At 59.7% G+C, this 14438-nt stretch carries 14 protein-coding genes; 4 read left to right on the forward strand and 10 right to left on the reverse strand.

Annotation, left to right across the window (positions count from 1 at the left end; translation table 11 throughout):
* A complete protein-coding gene (locus tag AC4LFW_RS10460; protein ID WP_491818985.1) occupies positions 1-762 on the reverse strand; it encodes an SDR family oxidoreductase in 762 nt (253 codons plus the stop codon).
* Between the two features lie 214 nt (positions 763-976).
* On the opposite strand from AC4LFW_RS10460, the gene AC4LFW_RS10465 reads away from it, so the two are divergent.
* The gene (locus AC4LFW_RS10465) at positions 977-1981 is read left to right on the forward strand and encodes an NADP-dependent oxidoreductase (protein ID WP_491818986.1); all 1005 of its coding nucleotides are present in this window, start codon (positions 977-979) and stop codon (positions 1979-1981) included.
* Positions 1982-2023: 42 nt separating this feature from the next.
* On the opposite strand, the gene pyrF is transcribed toward AC4LFW_RS10465, so the two are convergent.
* Entirely contained in the window at positions 2024-2719 is a 696-nt protein-coding gene (gene pyrF / locus AC4LFW_RS10470; RefSeq protein WP_491818987.1) for an orotidine-5'-phosphate decarboxylase, read from the reverse strand.
* Positions 2720-2878: 159 nt separating this feature from the next.
* Here pyrF and AC4LFW_RS10475 point away from each other — a divergent pair, with 159 nt between their 5' ends.
* Positions 2879-3046, forward strand: a complete 168-nt coding sequence (locus AC4LFW_RS10475) for a DUF2897 family protein (RefSeq protein WP_491818988.1) — start codon at positions 2879-2881, stop codon at positions 3044-3046.
* A 142-nt stretch (positions 3047-3188) separates the two neighbouring features.
* A complete protein-coding gene (locus tag AC4LFW_RS10480) occupies positions 3189-5753 on the forward strand; it encodes a bifunctional diguanylate cyclase/phosphodiesterase (RefSeq protein WP_491818989.1) in 2565 nt (854 codons plus the stop codon).
* 16 nt (positions 5754-5769) lie between these two features.
* Here the strand turns inward: AC4LFW_RS10480 and AC4LFW_RS10485 are convergent, their stop codons facing one another.
* The 7 genes from AC4LFW_RS10485 to AC4LFW_RS10515 all read right to left on the reverse strand — a co-directional run bounded on the left by AC4LFW_RS10485 (position 5770) and on the right by AC4LFW_RS10515 (position 11675).
* On the reverse strand, positions 5770-6288 hold the full coding sequence (locus AC4LFW_RS10485) for a hypothetical protein (protein ID WP_491818990.1): 519 nt from the start codon (positions 6286-6288) through the stop codon (positions 5770-5772).
* Positions 6289-6316: 28 nt separating this feature from the next.
* The gene (locus AC4LFW_RS10490; protein WP_491818991.1) at positions 6317-7747 is read right to left on the reverse strand and encodes an aminotransferase-like domain-containing protein; all 1431 of its coding nucleotides are present in this window, start codon (positions 7745-7747) and stop codon (positions 6317-6319) included.
* Positions 7748-7869: 122 nt separating this feature from the next.
* Complete coding sequence (locus AC4LFW_RS10495) at positions 7870-8670, reverse strand: OmpA family protein (protein ID WP_491820199.1); 801 nt, start codon at positions 8668-8670, stop codon at positions 7870-7872.
* A gap of 5 nt (positions 8671-8675) precedes the next feature.
* Positions 8676-9026: a DUF4398 domain-containing protein gene (locus AC4LFW_RS10500; protein WP_491818992.1), complete on the reverse strand. Its 351-nt coding sequence runs from the start codon at positions 9024-9026 to the stop codon at positions 8676-8678.
* Positions 9027-9038: 12 nt separating this feature from the next.
* Entirely contained in the window at positions 9039-9863 is an 825-nt protein-coding gene (locus tag AC4LFW_RS10505; protein WP_491818993.1) for a substrate-binding periplasmic protein, read from the reverse strand.
* 132 nt (positions 9864-9995) lie between these two features.
* Complete coding sequence (locus tag AC4LFW_RS10510) at positions 9996-10925, reverse strand: electron transfer flavoprotein subunit alpha/FixB family protein (protein WP_491818994.1); 930 nt, start codon at positions 10923-10925, stop codon at positions 9996-9998.
* Complete coding sequence (locus tag AC4LFW_RS10515) at positions 10926-11675, reverse strand: electron transfer flavoprotein subunit beta/FixA family protein (RefSeq protein ID WP_491820200.1); 750 nt, start codon at positions 11673-11675, stop codon at positions 10926-10928.
* A gap of 332 nt (positions 11676-12007) precedes the next feature.
* Here AC4LFW_RS10515 and AC4LFW_RS10520 point away from each other — a divergent pair, with 332 nt between their 5' ends.
* Positions 12008-13663 carry an electron transfer flavoprotein-ubiquinone oxidoreductase gene (locus AC4LFW_RS10520; RefSeq protein WP_491818995.1) on the forward strand — a complete coding sequence of 552 codons (1656 nt, stop codon included), beginning with the start codon at positions 12008-12010 and terminating at the stop codon, positions 13661-13663.
* A 203-nt stretch (positions 13664-13866) separates the two neighbouring features.
* Here AC4LFW_RS10520 and AC4LFW_RS10525 read toward each other — a convergent pair whose 3' ends face one another.
* A complete protein-coding gene (locus AC4LFW_RS10525; protein WP_491818996.1) occupies positions 13867-14433 on the reverse strand; it encodes a DUF1285 domain-containing protein in 567 nt (188 codons plus the stop codon).
* Between the last annotated feature and the right edge of the window lie 5 nt (positions 14434-14438).

Consider the following 14438-nt stretch of genomic DNA (forward strand, 5'->3'; position numbering starts at 1 on the left):
TCAGATCGCCGTGGCACCACCGTCCACGGCCAGCGCGTGGCCGGTGGTAAAGGCTGCGCCGTCACTGCATAGGTAGAGCACTGCAGCGGCGACCTCCTCCACCGTACCGACCCGCCCGACCGGGTGCATGGCAGCTGCAAACTCGGCCTTGCGCGGGTCCGCCTCATAGGCACGACGAAACATGTCCGTATCGATCACGGCCGGGCATACCGCATTGACCCGGATCTTTTTCTTGGCGTATTCGATCGCCGCCGATTTGGTCAGGCCGATGACGGCGTGCTTCGACGCTGCGTAGATGCTCATCTTGGGCGCCGCGCCGAGACCTGCAACTGACGCGGTATTGACGATGACTCCGCCACCCTGCGCCAGCATCACCGGAAGCTGATGCTTCATGCATAACCAGACGCCCTTGACGTTGACACCCATGATGGCGTCGAACTCCGCTTCGCTTCCTTCAGCCAGGCGGCCCTTCTCAATCTCGATACCGGCGTTGTTGAAGGCGTAATCCAGACGTCCATAGGTGGCGACGACCTGTTCGTTCATGGCCTTGACCTGCTCGTTACAGGTGACATCGCAACGAACAAAGGCGGCATCGCCACCCGCTTCAAGGATCGCCTCGGCGCAAGCCCTGCCGCCCGTTTCGTCGATATCGGCCACCATGACCTTGAGACCCTGCCTGGCAAATGCAAGCGCGGTGGCGCGACCGATCCCTGCCGCTGCGCCGGTGACCAATGCAACCTGACCGGAAAAAGACATACTCATGCTCAATACCCTGCTCATTTAAGGATGGCGCCCGGTCCGATAATGACCGCTGGCCAGCTAGCGGTCATGCTTATACCGCCATCCTGTGCAGCGTTTAAACGTCAACAAGGCGATATCACTCGCACAGATGCCTGCGCATTCCAGCGCGCAGGCTTGCTTGCAGGGCTCGGTCCGGAGGGCTACACCAACGGTTTCACACAACCCAGAGGCTTCCATGAACAGCATCAACCACCAATATCTTCTGGCCAAGCGCCCGGTCGGCGCGCCGACGCATGACACCTTCGAGTACGTCGAGACGCCAGTAGGTGAGCCTGGGCCTGGCCAGATACTGGTCAAGGTGGAGTACCTTTCCCTGGACCCCGCCATGCGCGGCTGGATGAACGATGCAAAGTCCTACATTCCCCCGGTCGGAATTGGCGAGGTGATGCGTGCCCTGGGGATTGGCAAGGTCATCGCCTCCCAGCACCCGGGGTTTGCCGAAGGTGACTACGTCAACGGTGCGTTAGGCGTGCAGGAATATTTCCTCGGCGAGCCGAAAGGTTTCTACAAGGTAGACCCGAACCAGGCGCCCTTGCCGCGCTACCTGTCTGCGCTGGGTATGACCGGCATGACCGCCTACTTCGGCCTGCTCGCTGTCGGTGAGCCGAAAGCCGGCGAAACCGTTGTCATATCCGGAGCGGCCGGCGCGGTGGGCAGCGTGGCCGGACAGATCGCCAGGATCAAGGGGTGCCGCGTGGTGGGCATCGCCGGCGGCGCGGACAAATGTCGCTTTCTCGTCGAGGAGTTCGGCTTCGACGCGGCCATCGATTACAAGAACGAAGACCTGCACGCCGCGCTCAAGCGAGAATGCCCGAAAGGAGTCGACGTCTATTTCGATAACGTCGGCGGCGATATTCTCGACGCGGTGCTGACGCGAATCGCGGTCGGAGCCCGTATCGTCATCTGCGGCGCCATCAGCCAGTACAACAACAAGGAAGCGGTCAAGGGTCCTGCCAACTACCTGTCGCTGCTGGTCAACCGTGGCCGCATGCAGGGCATGGTGGTGATGGATTATGTCTCGCGCTATCCGGAAGCCATGAAAGACATGGCTGGCTGGATGCAGAGCGGCGAGCTCAAGAGCAAGGAAGATGTGGTCGAGGGCCTGGAAACCTTCCCCGACACCTTGATGAAGCTGTTCACCGGCGGCAACTTCGGCAAGCTGGTGCTGAAAGTCAGCTGATCCGCAAGAAGCGGGTCGCCGGGCTGGCGACCCGTTCCTGGATCAAGCCAGTTGCGCAACCACCGCAGCCAAGGCCTGCGCGGGATTATCTGCCCCGGCGATGGGCCGCCCAATCACCAGATAATCGGAACCTGCCGCCATCGCCTCGGTCGGGGTAAGGATGCGCCGCTGGTCATCGGTTGCGCTGCCAGCTGGTCGAATGCCCGGGGTGACCAGCTGCAGTCCGGCGAACTGCGACTTCAACGGAGGGGCCTCCTGAGCCGAGCAGACCAGCCCATCCAAACCGGCTCTGGCCGCGAGACCGGCCAGACGCAGCACCTGTTGCTCAGGCGCAATATCAAGACCGATATCGGCAAGATCCTGCTGTTCCATGCTGGTAAGCACGGTCACGCCGATCAGTAGCGGCTTTGCGCCGCTCAGCTGTTCAAGGGTCTCGCGGCATGCCGTCATCATGCGCAGGCCACCTGAGCAGTGCACATTGACCATCCAGACGCCCAGCTCAGCTGCAGCCTTGACTGCCATGGCCGTGGTGTTCGGGATGTCGTGAAATTTCAGGTCTAGAAATACTTCGAAGCCCTTGGCGTGCAATGCTTCGACTACCTGTGGACCGCAACGGGTAAACAGTTCCTTGCCCACCTTCACCCGACACAGAGCCGGATCCAGTTGCGCGGCCACTGCCAGCGCAGCATCACGGGAGGGAAAATCGAGCGCAACGATGATGGGGGTCTGGCAGGGCATGGGGGCGTCCTCGGCAAAATTCGGCGCGCATTGTCGCAGAAAACCGCCCCTCAACGGAGCCTGGGACGTGCAACCATGCTTCGGCAATCCCGCACCGGGATGGCTTCGCGCAGCCACGCGGCGTAAGGTGATGTCCTGTCCAACTGACTGAATGGAGGTGTGCCCTGGTATATCTGGCTGCTGTTGGCCCTTGTAATCGGCACCATCATCGGCGGGCTATTGATGCTGCGCGCCGGCGCACGCAAGATCCCGCTGACCGAAGAGCAGAAGCAACGCATTGCCCAGCGCAATGCCGAAGCAGATGCCGAAGACGCTCGCAACCGATAGTCGCTGAATGGGCCATATCCTCAAGGCTCCACCGGCCAGGAGCCCTGTGCCACGCGTCTGGAAAGTTGCTGGTTCTATAAGGTCATGATGGCCACATGCCAGAAATCAGGCGATCATTCCGTCTTCTCAACAGGACGACAGAATGCCAGCAATTTCCTCCTCTCCAGAAGAACCGAAAGCCCAGATCACCTTCGCTCGCCGCATCCTGCCCGGCATCGCCTGCCTGTTGGCGGTCGCGCTGCTGGCCGCTGCCGCTGCGGTTGTCCATATCGCCAAGACGATAGACGCCGATGCGCTGGTCCGTGAGCGCTTTCTGGCGGGCAAAGCCTTCGAAGCACATCGCCGCGGCATGAGCCGTCACATCGCCGACAACGCCTTCTGGGGCGATGCCTATGCCAACCTCAGCAGTCAGGTAAACCTGCACTGGGCGTACGAGCAGGAAAACCTGGGGCCGTCCATGTTCGACGATTTCGGTTACGACGCGGTGTTCGTCGTAGACCCGGACGGCAGGACCACCTATTCGGTCATCCGCGGCAAGCTTGCAGATGCCGATGCACACCAGTGGCTTGGTAACGGGCTACCCGAACTGCTGACCGAGGCACGCATCGCTGTCGAGGATGAAGATACTGCAGCTGGTGTGCTGTCTGCCGAAGGGTATCCGGCAATGGCAGCGGCAGCGGTGATGACTACAGGGGGCAGTGACATTGAAGAAGCACCAGGCCCCGCCTCGATATTGATCTTCGTCGACGTCATGGACCCCGACTGGCTTCTCGAGCTGGGCCAGGCGTATGCGGTCGACGGGCTGCGCGAGGCCCGCAACAGCGAAGTCACCGAGGGCGCAACGCTCGATCTGAACAGGCTCGACGGTACGACCGTCCGCCTTGCCTGGTCTGTTTCTCAGCCCGGCAGATACCTGCTCTGGATGACATTGCCGGTGCTTGGCGTGGTCACGCTCGGGCTTGGCCTGCTGGCCTGGCTGTTGTTGTGCCAGGCGTTGAAAACCGTGCGGATCATGGACGCCAGTTACAGGCGCCTGGCAGCGAGCCGCTCGGCTTTGGCAGCCAGCGAGGAGCGCTTCCGCGACGTGGCGGAGGCCGCTTCCGACTGGATCTGGGAAACCGACCAGCACGCGCGGCTCACCTATCTATCGAACCGCTTCGAGGAAATAACCGGACATGCCGCGGCAGCCTGGATCGGCCGCCCTTTGATCGACCTTCTCATCAGCGACAATGCGGCGTTGCAGGACTGGCTGACCGGCCCTCACCGGATACCGCTACGTTGCAGTTATCACGCGGCGGATGGTTGTGTTCGCCACTGTCGACTGTCTGCTCGAGCTATCCGTGAAGGTGACCGCCTGCTGGGGTATCGCGGCACGGCCAGCGATGTAACCGAAGAGACCAAGGCACAAGCCCGCGTGCAATACCTTTCCCAACACGACGCGTTGACTGGCTTGCCGAATCGCAATCGGTTGCGCGACTACCTAGAGGGCAAGCTCAATTCGTTGACCACGGCCTCGCGGCTGACCGTGCTCTACATCGACCTGGACCGGTTCAAACCAGTGAACGACACCCTTGGCCATGGCGCCGGTGATGAAATCCTGGTCGGCGTCGCCAACCGTCTGAAGCAATGTATTCGTGGTGATGATCTTGTTGCACGCCTGGGTGGCGACGAGTTCGTCATGGTCATGAGCCGTCTGCAGCACAACGAAGACATAGAAAAGCTCTGCGAACGGGTGATCGAAACCGTCAGCGAGCCGTTCAGCTACGAGGACAAGCAGATCCTGATCGGTGCAAGCGTCGGCATAGCCCTGGCCCCAACGGACGCCACCCAGGCCAGCGAGCTGTTGCGGTGTGCCGATATCGCCCTCTACCAGGCCAAGGCTGACGGGCGCAGTACCTGGTGTTTCTACGGCAGGGAAATGGACCAGCGTCTTCATGACCGCCGCCGCCAGGAGGACGAGCTGCGGCAGGCGCTCGCCGAGGGTCAGTTCGAGGCTTACTACCAGCCGCGCTATCTGAGCGAAGGCATGCGCATCAGCGGCGCCGAAGCCTTGCTGCGCTGGCACCATCCCAGCCGCGGTGTGCTGCTTCCGGAGCACTTCATACCGCTGGCCGAAGAAACAGGCCTGATCGTTCCGCTGGGCGAATGGATCTTGCGCGAAGCGTGCTTCGAGGCGGCCAACTGGAGCGACGACCTGGTGGTCTCGGTAAACCTGTCACCGCTGCAACTGCGCTGTGCCGACCTGTACCAGATGATCCACACCGCACTGGCAGACAGCGGATTGTCTGCCAGCCGTCTGGAACTGGAAATCACCGAGACTGCTCTGCTGCAGGAAAACCAGAGCACTCTGGAAGTTCTCACTCGCCTGAAATCCCTCGGCCTTCGGTTGGCGATGGACGACTTCGGCACGGGTTATTCATCGCTGAGCAATCTGCGCAACTACCCGTTCGACATGATCAAGATCGACGGCAGTTTCGTTGCCGGCATGTCTCACTCGGTTGAAAGCCATTCGATCGTCAAAGCGCTTATCGACCTTGGGCGGGGATTGCAAATGCGTGTCACCGCCGAGGGAGTAGAGACGCTAGAACAGTTGAATCTGCTGCTGGCCGACGGCTGCAGCGAGTTGCAGGGCTTTCATATGAGCCATCCATTGCCCGCCAGGGAACTGACCGCCCTGCTTAGCCAGGCAAGCCAGGCCAAACACTAACCCCTAGGCTCGGGGCTCAGCGCTTTATCTCGAAGTTGATCTGGGCTCCATCAATGATGGTTTCGTCTTGCGCAGCCCCAGGCAGCAGCTCACCGCTCATTTGCAACGAGCGGGAATCGCTGCTGGACTCGAAGAGCGGTGGCAACAAGGTCATCGAAGGTGGCTCTTTGTCAGGCTCCAGGGCTTCGGACCAATCCTCCGGAAGGCTCAGGTCCAGTTCCGGCTCCGGCAGCGCCACCTGCTCAACCTTCTTCCGTGGCGCGGAGGTGGCAACCGTCTTAGGCCTTGCGGGCGGCGGCACCACCCTCTCCGACGGCAATTTTTCGGAATCCCCTTCCGCTACCGGCCCGACATCGACCTCAACATCCCTGCCAGACATTTCCACCGGTCGCTCGGGCTCGTTCAGCACCGGTGTGGCGACATCAGACGCCGGAGAGGCAACCTTGGGCTGCACCGGAGGCATCGGCTGGTCTGGCGTCTTGTCACCGTCACAGGCGCTCATGAGGGGTAGCGCCAGCAATATCAGCCATTTCATCTCTCGCCCCCGCTTTTCGTATTTTCGATCAGTTCGAATGCCGGCAAATTTCTCCGGCGAGCCGTCCCAGGGTCTTCAACGCCCGCTCCGCCTCGGGTGTCCACGGCAGGCCGCAATTGAGCCGAACACAGTGGTTGAACTGCTCGGTATTACTGAAGATCAGGCCCGGCGCGATACTGATGCCCTGCTCCAGAGCCTGTAGGTGCAACTCCTGAGTATTGATACGCGCCGGCAGGCTGATCCAGAGAATAAATCCGCCTGTAGGGCGCGTCATCTGGGTACCTTCCGGGAAATACCGCTGAACCGCCAACTGAAACAGACTCAGATTCCTGCGATATTCCTGACGAATATTGCGCAGGTGCCGGTCATAGCCGCCATTCTCCAGGTAGGCGGCGACCCCCATCTGGGTGACGCTGCAAGCCGAGTGCGTGCTGAAGGTTTGCAGACGTTGGATTTCTTCCCGGTAGCGCCCCGGAACGATCCAGCCAATCCGCACGCCGGGCGATATCGTCTTGGAGAAGCTGGAACAGTAGATCACCCTGCCTTCTTGATCGTTCGATTTAAGCGCCTTGATGGATCCAGCATCGAACATCAATTCGCCATAGATATCGTCTTCCACGATCTGAATATCGAAGTTCGCAGCCAGTTTGAGCAGCTGTTTCTGGCGTAGCTCGGGCATGCTGCCGCCCAGCGGATTGCTCAGGCGTGCGGTCAGCACGAGCGCCTTGATCGGCCACTGAGTCGCCGCAAGCTGCAGCGCCTCGAGACTCAAGCCGGTATCCGGATCGCAGGGGATCTCGATGACTTTCAGCCCCAACAGATCTGCCAGCTGCAGCAAGCCGTAATAGCTTGGCGACTCTGTCGCGATCAGGTCTCCAGGCTTGGTCAGGACCCGCAGCGACATCTGCAGCGCATCGACACAGCCATGGGTGATCACAACCTCGTCCGAACCTACAACGACACCCGCATCACGCATACGGATCGCGACCTGCCGCCTCAAAGGCTCATAACCTGGACTGAACATGTAGGTGAAGGCCCGTTGGCTCTGGAACCGCGTGACCTTGGCCAGTTGCTGATGCAGCGCACGCACGGGAAGGTAATCGACATGAGGCACGGCTGCGCCCAAGGGCACGAGGCCTTCACGTCGTGACTCGCTCAGTACCTGGTTGATGATGCTGCTGCGGGTCACCAGCGTGGGGCGTTCAACCTGGGCAATGTCTGGCGTAGGGGCGGTCAACGCCGGGGTGTGATGCACATAGAAACCGGATTGAGGACGTGCCCGAATCATCCCCTGGTCTTCCAGATTGGCGTACGCCTGCAAGACGGTCGCATGGCTTACCTTCAGCTGCATGCTCATCTTGCGCACCGAAGGAACCCGCTCGCCTGGCCGATAGACACCCCGCCGAATGTCCTCGGCAAGCTGGTGCGCGATGCGTTGATAAAGCAACAGATTGGTCATTTGGTCCGTCTCCGCCAACTGGACCATAACAGTAGTACAGCGCCACCGGTCAGGAGCGATACAGTTTTTGATTAACTCGCCGACACAGTCTGTTACGTCGCAGCAAAGCGGAGCCTGAAAGCCTAGCGCGGATCGCTAAGTCGCCCTTGCTCATCCGAAAAAAGGATCTCGACACGCCGGTTCTGAGCACGCCCCCGTGCCGACGCATTTTCGCTGAGCGGATACTGCTCGCCGTAGCCAGTCACTTCCATACGGGCTGCCGCTATGCCCAGATCCGCCAGAAAGCTGGCAACCGCCTGTGCCCGAGCGCGGGACAAGGCGAGGTTTTCCGCAGCGTCACCCCGGCTGTCGGTATACCCCTCGATGCGGACGATGCGCTCGGGATTGAGCTGAAGGAAATGCGCCAGTTTCAGCAGCGTACGGTTGGCGGACGAGCCGAGCTCGGCGCTGGCGGCCTTGAACAGGACATCGCCGAGCGTCATGACCAGTCCGCGATCAGTCTCGGCGGCAGCCAGGCTGATCATCTGCTCTTCCAGCCATCGGTCCTGCTGGTGCAGGTCGAGCAGCTTGGCATCCTGCAGTGTCTGGCGAAGCCGCTCCTGTTCCATGGCCAACTGCGTTATCCGCTGCTGGTTCTGCATATGCTCGCTGTGCTGGCGGGCAATGTCACTGTAGCGGTGGCTCAGGTATGAGTAATGACTGACATCCTCGGCACTGCCAAGATAGCCGGCGAACCGGCTGGCCCGCTCCAGCGATTCTGCCGCCCTGGCAACGTCCTTCGGCGCATCGCGAAGAATGTTCGGGTCAGTACTGATTGAGTCAAATGCAGCCTGGGCGTCAGCCAACTCTTGCCTGATTTCCGGCGCAGCGCACCCCTGTAGCAGCATCAGCGTTGCGAGCAGCAATGCGGGCCTGGTCGTGATGGGTTTCACCGCCAATCTCCCAACTGTTCACGGAGCCGCGCTATGCGCCGGGTCAATTCAGCCATTTCCAGCCGGCTCTTGTCGTTCAATACCTTGGCTTCGGCCAGACGGGCATCCAGCTCCGCCTGCTCCGCCTGCAAACGAGCCGTGCGGTAATGCCCGTCCTTCATCGCTGCAGAGGCCACAGCAAGCTTCTGCTCCGCCAGGACCAGTTCTGCCGATTCTTCCGTAGCGCCAATCGCCCTAGCCTGAACCAATGCCTGTTCGGTCAGCCTCAGCTGCACATCTGGCGCCGGGTCGCTCGCACAGCCAGCCAGTGCCAATAGCACCAGAAGAGATGAGAAATGCTTACTCAAGTCCAAAAAATCCTACCGTTGTGTTTGTCTGACGCTAGCTGATTGCTGTTGCTGCCAGCGCTCGAGATTCTCCGTCAGCAGCTGTTGGGGAACCCCTGCCTCATGTAGCTCCGTCATCTTCACGGCCAACTGACCACGCAGCCACGGCGCGTTGCAGGCGGAGTCATGCGACACGGCCAAATACATGCCTTGGCTAACCACCGGCGGTTCCAGTCGTTGCACCTTGTCAAGCAAGTCCAGACGCGCCAGTTGAGCCACCGCACTGTAGCGTTCATGCAACACGTAATCAGCCTGCCCGGCCAACAAGCGCTGCATCGCGTCAGACAGGCTTTGCGCTGCACTCAGATCTAGGTTCTTTTGGTAAGCGTCGAATTCTTTGCCAAAGGAGGTTTTAGCCACATAGCGGCCAGCCTGACCGACCAGATCCTGCCGACTGGAATAGAGAAATCCCGGGTCGTTACGCACCCAGGCATATGTCTGTAACGCGGTGACAGACGGATGTATGAAATCCAGCTGGGTCAGCTTCTTTGGACTCAGGGTCGCGTCAGCCAGCACATCTACCCGCCCGCTCGTGACCTCTTCTAGCGCCTTGCTGGCATCCCCGGTGTGGAGCAACTCGAGCTTGAGTTCGAGCGATTCGGCAATCCGTTTCAGCAGATCGGCGTTGGCACCGATCAATCGCTCCGGATTTTGCGGGTCCCGCCAGAGAAAAGGCGGATTGTCATCGGCGCCAGTTGCTATCAGCCGGTCACACTTCTCAACCGCCGCGCTTGCAGCGAAGGGCAATAACAGCAGCGATGCGGCCAAAGCGTATTTCAGCGGAACACCACGACGCATGAAAAAACCTCATTGTTCGAATCGGATAGCCACCAGCAAACTGGCCAGGCAGCGATATTAACACTCGCCACCCAACCGAACGCCCATGAAAAACCCGCTACAAGAGCGGGTTTATCTGGAGCGCGGTTCCGATCAAACGAGCTCTTCGAGCTCCGGCACGATCTGGAACAGGTCACCCACCAGACCATAGTCGGCTACCTGAAAAATCGGCGCCTCCTCATCCTTGTTGATCGCGACGATCACCTTGGAATCCTTCATCCCGGCCAGATGCTGAATGGCGCCGGAGATGCCGACCGCAATATAAAGCTGCGGCGCAACGATCTTGCCGGTCTGGCCGACCTGCATGTCGTTTGGAACGAAGCCAGCGTCGACCGCTGCACGTGAGGCACCGACAGCCGCGCCGAGCTTGTCGGCCAGCGAATACAGGTGCTTGAAGTTCTCGCCGTTCTGCATACCACGGCCGCCCGAGATGACGATCTTTGCGGCTGTCAGTTCGGGACGATCGGACTTGGCCAGTTCTTCTCCGACAAACGAAGAGATGCCCGCATCGCCAGTAGCGGAGACCTGCTCGACCGCAGCAGAACCGCCTTCAGCATTGACCGGATCGAAGCCAGTGGCACGAACGGTAATGACCTTGATCGGTGCGCTGGACTGCACAGTGGCGATGGCGTTGCCGGCATAGATGGGCCGCTTGAAGGTATCGGCGCTTTCGACGGCGATGATTTCGGAAATCTGATCGACATCGAGCTGAGCCGCAACGCGGGGCATGAAATTCTTGCCGTTGGTCGTGGCAGCGGCCAGCACATGGCTGTATTCCTTTGCCAGCCCTGCAATCAGCGGGGCGACGTTTTCCGGCAGTTGGTTCGTATAGGCCGCGTCATCGGCGATCAGCACCTTGGACACGCCTTCGATTTTGGCAGCCGCTTCGCCGATCGCAGCGCAACCGGCGCCCGCTACCAGTACATGGATGTCGCCACCGATGGCCCGGGCCGCAGCCACAGTGTTCAAGGTAGCAGCAGCCAGAACGACGTTGTTGTGTTCAGCGATAACCAGGATAGTCATTTAGATTACCTTCGCCTCGTTCTTCAGTTTCTCGACCAGTTCAGCAACGGACTTGACCTTGATCCCTGCGCTGCGTGCGGCAGGTGCCTCGACCTTGAGAGTGGTCACGGTGGACGTCGTGGACACGCCTAGGGCGTCCGGGGTCAGCACTTCGAGTGGCTTTTTCTTGGCCTTCATGATGTTCGGCAGTGACGCGTAGCGCGGCTCGTTCAGGCGCAGGTCGGTGGTGACTATCGCCGGCAGGCTCAGCGAAACGGTCTGCGAGCCACCATCGATCTCGCGCTCGACCTTGACCTTGTCGCCTTCCACTTCAACCTTCGACGCGAAAGTACCCTGGGCATAACCGGTCAGCGCACCCAGCATCTGGCCCGTCTGGTTGTTGTCGCTGTCGATGGCCTGCTTGCCAAGGATCACCAGCTGCGGTTGCTCTTTGTCCACTACTGCCTTGAGCAGCTTGGCAACGGCCAGAGAGTTCAGCTCGTCGGCAGACTCGACCAGTACGGCGCGGTCCGCACCCAATGCAAGCGCGGTGCGAAGCTGCTCCTGAGCTGCGGTCGGGCCAATGGAGACCACAACGATCTCGCTCGCAACGCCCTTCTCTTTGAGCCGCACGGCTTCTTCCACGGCTATCTCGCAGAAGGGGTTCATCGACATCTTGACGTTGGCGAGGTCGACGCCGGAGTTGTCCGCCTTCACGCGAACCTTGACGTTGTAATCGACCACTCGTTTGACAGCTACAAGAATCTTCATGGATTCCTCGTTACTCTCCGGTGAATAGAATTTCGCCGAGGCGATGCGAGACATGCTCGAGATCCGGATAGCGATCTAGTTCCAGGATCTAATCGGCGAGCGCAAAACTGCCTTTATCTTGACTGCTGGCAACGGCTGGGGTCAACAACGCATATACCCCGTCATAAGCCCGCAGTTTCGCGATTCTAACAGGCTCGCCGGAAATTCAAACAAACGTTTGTATTGGACCCATCCTGGCGTCTATATATAATGCGGCAGCTCGGCTTGGTCAGGGAAACGATCCAGCCCTCCACTATCTATAAAATAATCAAGCCCTGAGTAGGAGATAGCCAATGGAACGCGAATACATGGAATTCGACGTAGTCATCGTCGGCGCCGGCCCCGCGGGCCTGTCAGCTGCCTGCCGGCTTAAGCAGAGAGCCAATGACGCTGGCAAGGAGCTCAGCGTCTGCGTCGTCGAGAAGGGTTCCGAAGTAGGCGCCCACATCCTGTCTGGAGCCGTGTTCGAGCCGCGCGCCCTGGACGAATTGTTTCCAAACTGGAAAGAGCTCGGAGCGCCGCTCAACACACCGGTCAAGCGCGACGATATCTACCTACTCAAGAATGCCGAAGCGGCACGCAAGCTGCCTAATGCACTGGTTCCGAAAACCATGCATAACGAGGGCAACTACATCATCTCCCTGGGTAACTTCTGCCGCTGGCTGGCACAGCAGGCCGAGAATCTTGGGGTGGAAATCTACCCGGGCTTCGCTGCTCAGGAGGCGCTGATCGACGAGCAGGGCGTCGTTCGCGGCATCGTTACCGGCGATCTGGGCGTGGACCGCGAGGGCAACCCGAAGGAGGGCATGTATACCCCCGGCATGGAGCTGCGTGCCAAATACACGCTATTCGCCGAAGGGTGCCGTGGCCACATCGGCAAGCAGCTGATCAACCGCTTCCAGCTCAACGCAAACGTCGATCCACAGCACTACGGCATCGGTATCAAGGAGCTGTGGGACATCGACCCGGCAAAGCACGAAGCAGGCCTGGTGGTGCACACCGCCGGTTGGCCGCTGGATGACGAGAATACCGGCGGCTCGTTCCTCTATCACATCGAGAACAATCAGGTAGTGGTCGGACTGATCATCGATCTGTCCTACAGCAACCCCTTCCTCTCCCCCTTCGATGAGTTCCAGCGCTACAAGCACCACCCCGTCGTCAAACAGTACCTCGAGGGCGGCAAGCGGGTTTCCTACGGCGCACGCGCGATCGCCAAAGGAGGCATCAACTGCCTGCCAAAGATGGTTTTCAGCGGCGGTGCGCTGATTGGCTGTGACGCCGGCACCTTGAACTTTGCCAAGATCAAAGGCAGCCACACGGCCATGAAGTCCGGCATGCTGGCCGCCGAAGCGGTCGCCGATGCGCTGTTTGCAGGCCGCGAAGGTGGCGATGAACTCACTGCCTACGAGGAAGGCTTCAAAGCCAGCTGGCTTTACAAAGAGCTGTATGCAAGCCGCAACTTCGGAGCAGCCATACACAAATGGGGAGCGGTCAAGGGCGGAGCGTTCAATTTCATCGACCAGAACATTTTTGGCGGCAAGATCCCGTTCACATTGCATGACACCAAGCCAGACTATGCGTGCCTGAAGACTGCAGCAGAATCGAAAAAGATCGACTACCCCAAGCCTGACGGCAAACTCAGCTTCGACAAGCTGAGCTCGGTATTCCTATCCAACACCAACCATGAAGAAGAACAGCCCGTTCACCTCAAGCTGATCGATCCGAGCATTCCGATCCAGAAGAACCTGCCCATGTATGACGAACCTGCGCAGCGATACTGCCCGGCCGGCGTCTATGAAGTGGTTGACAACGATGACGGTAGCAAGCGCTTCCAGATCAATGCGCAGAACTGTGTTCACTGCAAGACCTGCGATATCAAGGATCCATCCCAGAACATTGTTTGGGTGGCGCCAGAGGGCACAGGTGGACCCAACTACCCCAATATGTAAATAGAGTCTCGACACAATTGGGGTTGACCTCTGCCCCGTCCCGAAGCCTATTGCCAGGCAAGGCTTCGGGAGCAGCTGGTCTTCGCGATCCCAGCCATGAAGACAGGGGCCGAAATCACCCGTTCCACGATTGGGACATCAAGGCTTAAGCGGCCGTGGGAGTTTTCGGCTTGTCTTGCCTCGCCATGGATGGCGATGTGTTGTCATTCGGCGCGCCCAATCGGAAAGAACACTTCCCTGCTCCAGACACCAAGCCACTGCTCCCCGTCGATCTCTCGGGGTACGGCAAGCTCGACCAGCTGGTAGAACACGTTGCGATGTATCAGCGCGTCTAGATTGGCCCTCACAAGAACGTAGGGGGCAGGCTCACCGCTCTGGGGATCGGTCTCTACCCGTATCGGGTTTTCCGCGCTGGCCTCGACTGCATCGTCAACGTTCGTGATGAAGCGCAGCACTTGTGAATCGCCCTGCCCCTCGACCTCCAGACGAACCGCTACGAAGGGCGCATCCTCAACCTTGATACCCACCTTTTCCACCGGAGTGACCAGAAAATAGTCGTCACCCTCACGGCGAATGACCGTAGAGAAGAGTCGCACCATGGCTGGCCGGCCAATTGGCGTACCAAGGTAGTACCAGCTACCATCGCGGGCGATCCGCATGTCCAGATCGCCACAAAACGGAGGGTTCCACAGGTGGACCGGAGGCAGGCCCTTCTTGTCCGATTTCGGGATCTGCTCCAGCAAACTTCCAGCTTTACCAGACTCTGTCATATGCG

The sequence above is a fragment of the Stutzerimonas sp. C6.4V genome, assembly GCF_058536345.1.

What these genes read in the sequence shown, in the direction of transcription:
- AC4LFW_RS10460 (WP_491818985.1), bottom strand. Translation starts at nt 762, where the DNA reads ATGAGTATGTCTTTTTCCGGTCAGGTTGCATTGGTCACCGGCGCAGCG.
- AC4LFW_RS10520 (WP_491818995.1), top strand. Translation starts at nt 12,008, where the DNA reads ATGGAACGCGAATACATGGAATTCGACGTAGTCATCGTCGGCGCCGGC.
- AC4LFW_RS10480 (WP_491818989.1), top strand. Translation starts at nt 3,189, where the DNA reads ATGCCAGCAATTTCCTCCTCTCCAGAAGAACCGAAAGCCCAGATCACC.
- pyrF (WP_491818987.1), bottom strand. Translation starts at nt 2,719, where the DNA reads ATGCCCTGCCAGACCCCCATCATCGTTGCGCTCGATTTTCCCTCCCGT.
- AC4LFW_RS10525 (WP_491818996.1), bottom strand. Translation starts at nt 14,433, where the DNA reads ATGACAGAGTCTGGTAAAGCTGGAAGTTTGCTGGAGCAGATCCCGAAA.
- AC4LFW_RS10465 (WP_491818986.1), top strand. Translation starts at nt 977, where the DNA reads ATGAACAGCATCAACCACCAATATCTTCTGGCCAAGCGCCCGGTCGGC.
- AC4LFW_RS10490 (WP_491818991.1), bottom strand. Translation starts at nt 7,747, where the DNA reads ATGACCAATCTGTTGCTTTATCAACGCATCGCGCACCAGCTTGCCGAG.
- AC4LFW_RS10505 (WP_491818993.1), bottom strand. Translation starts at nt 9,863, where the DNA reads ATGCGTCGTGGTGTTCCGCTGAAATACGCTTTGGCCGCATCGCTGCTG.
- AC4LFW_RS10485 (WP_491818990.1), bottom strand. Translation starts at nt 6,288, where the DNA reads ATGAAATGGCTGATATTGCTGGCGCTACCCCTCATGAGCGCCTGTGAC.
- AC4LFW_RS10510 (WP_491818994.1), bottom strand. Translation starts at nt 10,925, where the DNA reads ATGACTATCCTGGTTATCGCTGAACACAACAACGTCGTTCTGGCTGCT.
- AC4LFW_RS10515 (WP_491820200.1), bottom strand. Translation starts at nt 11,675, where the DNA reads ATGAAGATTCTTGTAGCTGTCAAACGAGTGGTCGATTACAACGTCAAG.